Origin of the sequence: Cupriavidus phytohabitans, from assembly GCF_017815025.1 — a bacterium.
Lineage (GTDB): Bacteria > Pseudomonadota > Gammaproteobacteria > Burkholderiales > Burkholderiaceae > Cupriavidus.
In genome coordinates this window covers 64525-71657 of the sequence record NZ_JAGIQB010000039.1, presented here as the reverse complement: position 1 = coordinate 71657, position 7133 = coordinate 64525, and the positions used below count along the sequence as shown (strand labels likewise).

Here is a 7133-nt window from a genome sequence, read left to right as displayed (position 1 = left end):
GGCAAGTTAACAGCTCGACACCTTGTTTACAACCCCTGCAAAGAAAAATGCCGTTCAGACTTAACTGAACGGCATTACCGCTCGCGCGGGCATTTTTGCCATGTGGCGGCAGTTTACTGCGGCGCGCCGGCCTGCTCCGCCTCGGGCGCGGACGCCGGCGGGCGCTCGAAGCGCACGAACTCCATCCGGTTCTCTTCCATGCTGCCCGCGAACACCAGTGGCTGCTGCTGGAAGGTGGTTTCACCGAACAGCGAAGCCTCGTCCACCTTGGCCAGCCCGGTAGCCAGCCCCGTGAACGGGAACAGCTCGGTATCGGCCAGGTGCGACGGCACCACGTTGCGCAGCGCCGAGAAGATATTGTCGATGCGGCCCGGGTTCTGGCGCTCCCACTCCTGCAGCATCTCGCTGACCTTCTTGCGCTGCAGGTTCTCCTGCGAGCCGCACAGGTTGCACGGGATGATCGGGAATTCCATCGCGCGTGCGTACGACGCAATATCCTTCTCGGAGCAGTACGCCAGCGGGCGGATCACGATATGCGCGCCATCGTCGGTGGCCAGCTTCGGCGGCATGGCCTTCATCTTGCCGCCGAAGAACATGTTCAGGAAGAAGGTGTTGACGATGTCGTCGCGGTGGTGGCCCAGCGCGATCTTGTTGGCGCCCAGCTCCTTGGCGGTGCGGTAGATCACGCCGCGGCGCAGGCGCGAGCACAGCGAGCAGGTGGTCTTGCCCTCGGGCACCTTCTCCTTGACGATCGAGTAGGTGTCGGCCTCGACAATCAGGTATTCCACGCCCACCGACTTCAGGTATTCGGGCAGCACGTGCTCCGGGAAACCCGGCTGCTTCTGGTCCAGGTTCATCGCGATCAGCCTGAACTTGATGGGCGCGCGCTTCTGCAGCGCCATCAGGACCGACAGCATGGTGTACGAGTCCTTGCCGCCACTCATGCAGACGAGCACGGTGTCGCCGTCCTCGATCATGCCGAAGTCGCCGATGGCCTTGCCGGTTTGCGATTGCAGCCTCGTCTCGAGGCGGTAGAAATTGTTCGAGTGGCTCATGGAGCATCCTGTTGCATGGCGCCTGCCGGATGGAATGGCCGGCAGCGCGCGAAGGGGCAACATTTTACTTTAGGCGCCTGCGCACTGCAGGCGCCGGCAAATGCGGACTCAGGCGCCTTGCTTGATGTGGAACACCTCGACGCCCACCGAATCGCAGTCCGGGTACACGTCGGGCTTCTCGGTCGACACGCGCACGGCGCGCACCTTGGGATGCCTGAGCATGGCGCGCGCGACGTCGTCGCACAGCGTTTCCTGCAGGTGGACGTGGCCCTGCGCCATGCGCTCGGCCACGGTGTTGCGCATGAAGTCGTAGTCGACCACCTCGTCGAGCTTGTCGGCGCGCGGGGTGGATTCTTGCAGCGGCACGAACAGGTCGATATTGATCAGCACGCGCTGCTCGCCCTTCTTCTCGAACTCATGCACGCCGATATTGATCTGCACTTCATAGTTGCGCAGGAACATGCGTCGGCAGTCCTGCAGGCTGGGGTGGGAAAGAGCGGCGAGCATGGTCATGGCTGGGGAAAAGACAAGATAAGGGAACGCCGCGCCCGGCGGGCGCGGCACATCAGGATTACGGTTTGCGGGCGTGCCTGGCGTACAGGCGCCAGCTTACTCGGTCAGGAACATCACGTCGCGCGCGAGCGGCATCAGGTGCTGCCCGCCGTCCACGTACAGCGTGGTGCCGGTGACCGCGCGCGCCTGCGCCAGATAGGCAACTGCCTGGGCGATATCCTCGGGCGTCGACGACTGGCCCAGCGGTGTCACGCGATGCGCGCGGCGGAAGCTCTGCTCGGACTGCTCGCCCGACACCAGCGTGATGCCCGGCGCCACGCCGACCACGCGGATGCGCGGCGCCAGAGCCTGCGCCAGCTGCACCGTGGCAGTCTGCAGCGCGGCCTTGGACAGCGTGTATGACAGGAAATCGGGATTCAGGTTGTCCAGCTTCTGGTCGAGCAGGTTGACCACCACGCCGCGCGGCTCGGCGGCCTTGTCTTTGTCGCCAGCCGGGGCAGCGGCGGCCAGCGCCTTGTGCAGCTCGCGCGCCAGCAGCAGCGGCGCCGCCACATTGGTGCGCATATGCGTATCGAGCGACGCATACGAGAAGCTGGTCGCCACGTCGTACTGGAACAGCGACGCGTTGTTGACCAGGCAGGTCGGCAGGCCCAGCGCAGCGATGCAGTCCGCGATCAGGCGGCCGGTGGCGGCCTCGTCGGCAAGGTCGGCGCGCAGCACCGCGGCACGGCGGCCGAGCGCGCGGATCCTGGTGGCGAGCGCCTCGGCCTCGTCCACCGAGCGGTGGCAGTGCACGGCGACGTCCCAGCCCTGCGTGGCCAGTTCCAGCGCAATGGCGCGGCCAAGGCGGCGCGCGCCGCCGGTGACGAGGGCGACGCCGCGGGCAGAGGCCTCAGGGGTCTGGGCGGCGGCATCGGGAGCAGGTTCGGCGGCAGCGGGTGCCGGGGTATCGGATGCGGGCATTGCTACAATCGCGGGATGCAGAAAGCAGCTAGTTTACCCCTTCCCCCCGCCGACGCGCAGGCCGCTTCCGATACCCTTGCGGCCCGTATTGGCGAATCGATCGACGCGGCCGGCGGCTGGATCGGCTTTGAACGCTATATGGCGCTGGCGCTGTACGCGCCCGGCCTGGGCTACTACAGCGGCGGCTCGGCCAAGTTCGGGCGCGATGCCCGCGACGGCAGCGACTTCATCACCGCCCCGGAACTGAGCCCGTTCTTCGCACGCACGCTGGCGCGCCAGTTCGCGCCGCTGATCGCCCAGGGGCTGCCGCGGGTGATGGAATTCGGCGCCGGCACCGGCCGCCTGGCCGCGGACCTGCTGCTCGGGCTGGAGCAGGAAGGCCAGTTGCCGCAGGAATACGCGATCGTCGAGCTGTCCGGCGAGCTGCGCGCGCGCCAGCAGGAAACGCTGGCACAGCGCGCCCCGCACCTGGCCGCACGCGTGCGCTGGCTGGATGCATTGCCCGACCGCTTCGAGGGCGTCATCGTCGGCAATGAGGTGCTCGATGCGATGCCGGTGCAGCTCTACGCACGCGTTGACGGCCGCTGGCACGAGCGCGGCGTGGCGCGCACCGAACCCGGCGCGGCCGCCGCGTTCCACTTCGAGGACCGCGTGCTCACCACTGCCGAGGTGCCGGCGATGCTGCGCGACATCCCCGGCGACCACGATCTCGTCACCGAGACTCATGCCGAAGCCGAGGGCTTCATGCGCGCCGTTGGTGCAATGCTGGCGCGCGGCGCCGCCTTTTTCATCGACTACGGCTTCCCCGCCGCCGAGTACTACCACCCGCAGCGCGCCGGCGGCACGCTGATGTGCCACTACCGGCATCATGCGCACCCGGACCCGTTCCTCTACCCGGGCCTGCAGGACATCACCGCGCACGTCAATTTCAGCGGTGTCGCCGCCGCCGCGGTGGAAACGGGGATGACCGTATCGGGCTTTGCCTCGCAGGCGCGCTTCCTGATGAATGCCGGCATCACCGAGCTGCTGATGGCGCTGGACCCGTCCGATGCGCGCGCCTTCCTGCCGCAGGCCAACGCCGTGCAGAAGCTGCTGTCCGAAGCGGAAATGGGCGAGCTGTTCAAGGTCATCGCGCTGACGCGCGGCCTCGACGACGGCACGGACGCGAGCGCGCCGCTGGCCGGCTTCGCCCGCGGCGACCGCTGCCATACCCTGTAAGCCACGGCGAACGCCATGCTGCGCTGGACCCTGACCATCTTCCTGAGCGTGATCATCCTGTCCTCGGCATTGCCGTGGCTGCAGAAGATCGGGCTGGGACGGTTGCCGGGGGACGTGCGCTTCCGCTTGTTCGGGCGGGAGTTCGTGCTGCCGTTTGCTTCGACGATCCTGCTGTCGCTGGTGGCGCTGGTGATCGGCAAGTTGTTGTAGGCGGGTTTTCAATCCGCCGCGTGCTCGCCCAGCCGCTGCGCCACGGCCGCGACGCGGGCCGCATGGACACGGTCCTTGATCTGCCCCACGTCGTCCGCACAGGCGCGCGCGATCGCTCCGGCATCGACGCCGGCGGCGGCTTCGCGTGCCGCCCGCAGGCGCTCCGCCTGCGGATAGTCGCTGTGCTCGAAGCCCTTGCGGCCACGCTTGTCGGCCTCGCAAGCCAGCAGCGCCAGCGCGAAGCGGTCGGGCTTGCGCAGCGCGTCGCAGCGTTCCAGCAGCCGCACCACCGCGGCGGCACTGAATTCGAGCGAGCGGTGGATATTGCCGTGCTCGCGCGCCACCACCAGCGCCAGGTCGCGGCAATCGTTGGGCACGCGCAGCCGCGCGCAGACCTCTTCCAGCAGCTTGACGCTGCGCATCTCGTGGCCGACATGGCGCGGCAGCACGTCTTCCGGCGTGGTGCCCTTGCCCAGGTCGTGCACCAGCGCGGCAAAGCGCACCGGCAGCCGCGCGCCCATCGCGGCGGCGGTATCGATCACCATCATCACGTGCACGCCGGTATCGACCTCGGGATGGAAGTCGGCACGTTGCGGCACGCCCCACAAGCGGTCGAGCTCCGGCAGCAGCCGCGCCAGCGCGCCGCAATCGCGCAGCACCTCGAACATCCGTGACGGATGCGCTTCCATCAGGCCGCGCGCCAGTTCCTGCCAGACGCGCTCCGGCACCAGCGCATCGACCTCGCCGGCCGTCACCATCTCGCGCATCAGGCGCTGGGTCTCGGCGGCGACGGTGAACCCGTGGAAGCGCGCGGCGAAGCGCGCCAGCCGCAGGATACGCACCGGGTCTTCGGCGAAGGCATCGGAGACATGGCGGAACAGGCGGGCCTGCAGGTCGCGCTGGCCGCCGTGCGGGTCGATCACCGGGCCGACCAGGTTGCCGCCGGCATCGACCTCGCGCGCCATCGCGTTGATGGTCAGGTCGCGCCGGACCAGGTCGTCTTCGAGCGTGACATCGGGCTCGCAGTAGAAGGCGAAGCCCTTGTAGCCCATCGCGGTCTTGCGCTCGGTGCGCGCCAGCGCGTATTCCTCATGGGTGCGCGGATGCAGGAAGACCGGAAAGTCCTTGCCGACGGGACGATAGCCCGCTGCCTCCATCTCATGCGGGGTCGCGCCGACGACTACGTAGTCGCGGTCCTGGCTGGGCTTGCCCAGCAGTTCGTCGCGGATCGCGCCGCCGACGGCGTACACCTGCATCGTTGTGGCCTCTTCTCTGGTGCCGGCGCCGGGCGCCGGCGATATTGCTCAGTGGTTGACGATAATCGCATCGGGGCGGTCGGGGGCCAGCCGGTAAGGCTCGTCGTCGGCCAGGAAATCGCGCTCCTCGCGCGCGGCGGCAATCCACTCCTGCATCGTCGGCAGCGCCAGCATGAAGTCGGCATAGGCCTTGGCGTCTTCCGGCAGGTGGATGCCGTAGGTGGCAAAGCGGCTCACCACCGGCGCGAAGAAGGCGTCGGCCACGGTGAATTCGCCGAACAGGAACGGCCCGCGCGCGCCATGCTGCTGGCGCAGCCCGCCCCAGATCGCGGCGATGCGGTCGACGTCGCGCTGCACCGCCACGTTCCAGCCGCAACCAGGCAGCACCGCGGTCACGTTCATCGGCAACTGGTTGCGCAGGTTGGTGAAGCCGGAATGCATCTCGGCGCAGATGGCGCGCGCCACCGCACGCTCGGCGCGGTCGGCCGGCCACAGCGTCTTTTCCGGGAAGCGCTCGGCCACGTATTCGGCGATCGCCAGCGAATCCCACACGGTGACGTCGCCATCGACCAGCGCCGGTACCTTGCCGGCGGGCGAATAGCGCGCGATCTCGGCGGCGAAGCTGCCGGTGAACAGGCGCACCTGCACCTCTTCGAATTCGATGCCGGCCTGGCGCAGCAGCAGCCAGGGGCGCAGCGACCAGGAGGAGTAATTCTTGTTGCCGATGACGAGCTTCATCGTAGGTCCTTGGGGGAGGAGGCGAAGGGAGACGGCGGCGGCGCGCCGGACCGGTCATTTTGCCAGCGCGCCAGCCTGCCTCAAAGTGAATTGCTCTCGCAACCGATTCGAAAATGGGTCACATAGGCCACCCCGCGGCCGGGGTCCGGCCGCCCCTTCAGCGGTGCACGCTGGCGCGCATCGAGGTCAGCGTGGCATCGCGGTTGCGCCCTGCCAGCGCGTCGGTCATCACCGATTCCAGGCTGGCCGGATGCAGGTCCAGCTCCGGCGCAACCGGATGCTCGAGCACATTGTCCAGCTGCATCGAGTCGAGGTTGTCGCGCGACAGCAGCGGCTCGCCCGGCATGTGTTCCATGATCGTCGCCTGCACCCGCGCCAGCGCGTCCGGCAGCGCGATCACCGGGCGCGGATGGCCAGACGCGCGGCCGGCGAAGCGCACCAGCTCTTCGAGCGTATAGACCTGCGGGCCGCCCAGCTCATAGCCATGGCCGATGGTTGCCGGGTTGACCATGGCATTGAGGTAGGCCTGCACCACGTCCTGCACGAACACCGGCTGGAAGCGCGCCTGTGCGCAGGCCAGCGGCACGATCGGCGCCATCTGCTGCATCTGCGCGAACAGGTTGAGGAAATGGTCATCTGGCCCGAACACCACTGAAGGGCGGAAGATGGTCCAGTCCAGCCCGCTGGCGCGCACGATGCGCTCGCCGTCGCCCTTGCTGCGCAGGTACATCGACGGTCCCTGGCTGTCAGCGCCGAGCGCACTCATATGCAACAGCCGGCGCACGCCGGTGGACAGGCACGAAGCCACGATCTGGCGCACCATTTCGACATGGGCGCTGGCAAAGGCCTCGCCGTAGGGATCGGCACGCTCGCCGTGCAGCACGCCCACCAGGTTGACGACAATGCCGTCGACACCGAGCGAGCCGATGGCGTCATCGAGCGCGGCATTGTCGGCCAGTCCCAGTTCCACCACCTCGACGCGCGGCAGCAGCAACAGGTGCTGCGCGTGCTCGACGTTGCGGGTGCCGACCACGATGCGGTCGGGGGCGATGGGCGAATCGGGATTGCTGCCCGGTTCCAGCGGCGCACCCGAGGCAGAAGCGGCGCCGGCCAGGCGCGAGACAAGGTGGCTGCCAATAAAGCCGGCGCCACCGATGACGAGGACGTTGCTGGTCTGCAT

8 protein-coding genes are annotated in these 7133 nt (G+C 68.0%); 2 read left to right on the top strand and 6 right to left on the bottom strand.

From position 1 onward, the window contains the following. Positions 1-113: 113 nt before the first annotated feature. From ttcA to J8I34_RS24210, 3 genes are all read right to left on the bottom strand, one after another. On the bottom strand, positions 114-1055 hold the full coding sequence (gene ttcA, locus J8I34_RS24220) for a tRNA 2-thiocytidine(32) synthetase TtcA (protein WP_029047377.1): 942 nt from the start codon (positions 1053-1055) through the stop codon (positions 114-116). Between the two features lie 108 nt (positions 1056-1163). Next, positions 1164-1568, bottom strand: coding sequence for a dihydroneopterin aldolase (locus J8I34_RS24215; protein ID WP_029047376.1), 405 nt, complete (start codon positions 1566-1568; stop codon positions 1164-1166). A 96-nt stretch (positions 1569-1664) separates the two neighbouring features. After that, complete coding sequence (locus J8I34_RS24210) at positions 1665-2531, bottom strand: SDR family oxidoreductase (RefSeq protein WP_029047375.1); 867 nt, start codon at positions 2529-2531, stop codon at positions 1665-1667. Between the two features lie 15 nt (positions 2532-2546). Here J8I34_RS24210 and J8I34_RS24205 point away from each other — a divergent pair, with 15 nt between their 5' ends. Then, positions 2547-3749 carry a class I SAM-dependent methyltransferase gene (locus J8I34_RS24205; protein ID WP_209807159.1) on the top strand — a complete coding sequence of 401 codons (1203 nt, stop codon included), beginning with the start codon at positions 2547-2549 and terminating at the stop codon, positions 3747-3749. 15 nt (positions 3750-3764) lie between these two features. Then, positions 3765-3959 carry a DUF2905 domain-containing protein gene (locus J8I34_RS24200; protein ID WP_029047373.1) on the top strand — a complete coding sequence of 65 codons (195 nt, stop codon included), beginning with the start codon at positions 3765-3767 and terminating at the stop codon, positions 3957-3959. A gap of 8 nt (positions 3960-3967) precedes the next feature. On the opposite strand, the gene J8I34_RS24195 is transcribed toward J8I34_RS24200, so the two are convergent. The 3 genes from J8I34_RS24195 to J8I34_RS24185 form a co-directional block, all read right to left on the bottom strand. Beyond that, positions 3968-5215, bottom strand: a complete 1248-nt coding sequence (locus tag J8I34_RS24195) for a multifunctional CCA addition/repair protein (RefSeq protein ID WP_209807158.1) — start codon at positions 5213-5215, stop codon at positions 3968-3970. 48 nt (positions 5216-5263) lie between these two features. After that, complete coding sequence (locus J8I34_RS24190; RefSeq protein WP_029047371.1) at positions 5264-5953, bottom strand: glutathione S-transferase family protein; 690 nt, start codon at positions 5951-5953, stop codon at positions 5264-5266. 157 nt (positions 5954-6110) lie between these two features. Continuing rightward, complete coding sequence (locus J8I34_RS24185) at positions 6111-7133, bottom strand: complex I NDUFA9 subunit family protein (RefSeq protein ID WP_029047370.1); 1023 nt, start codon at positions 7131-7133, stop codon at positions 6111-6113.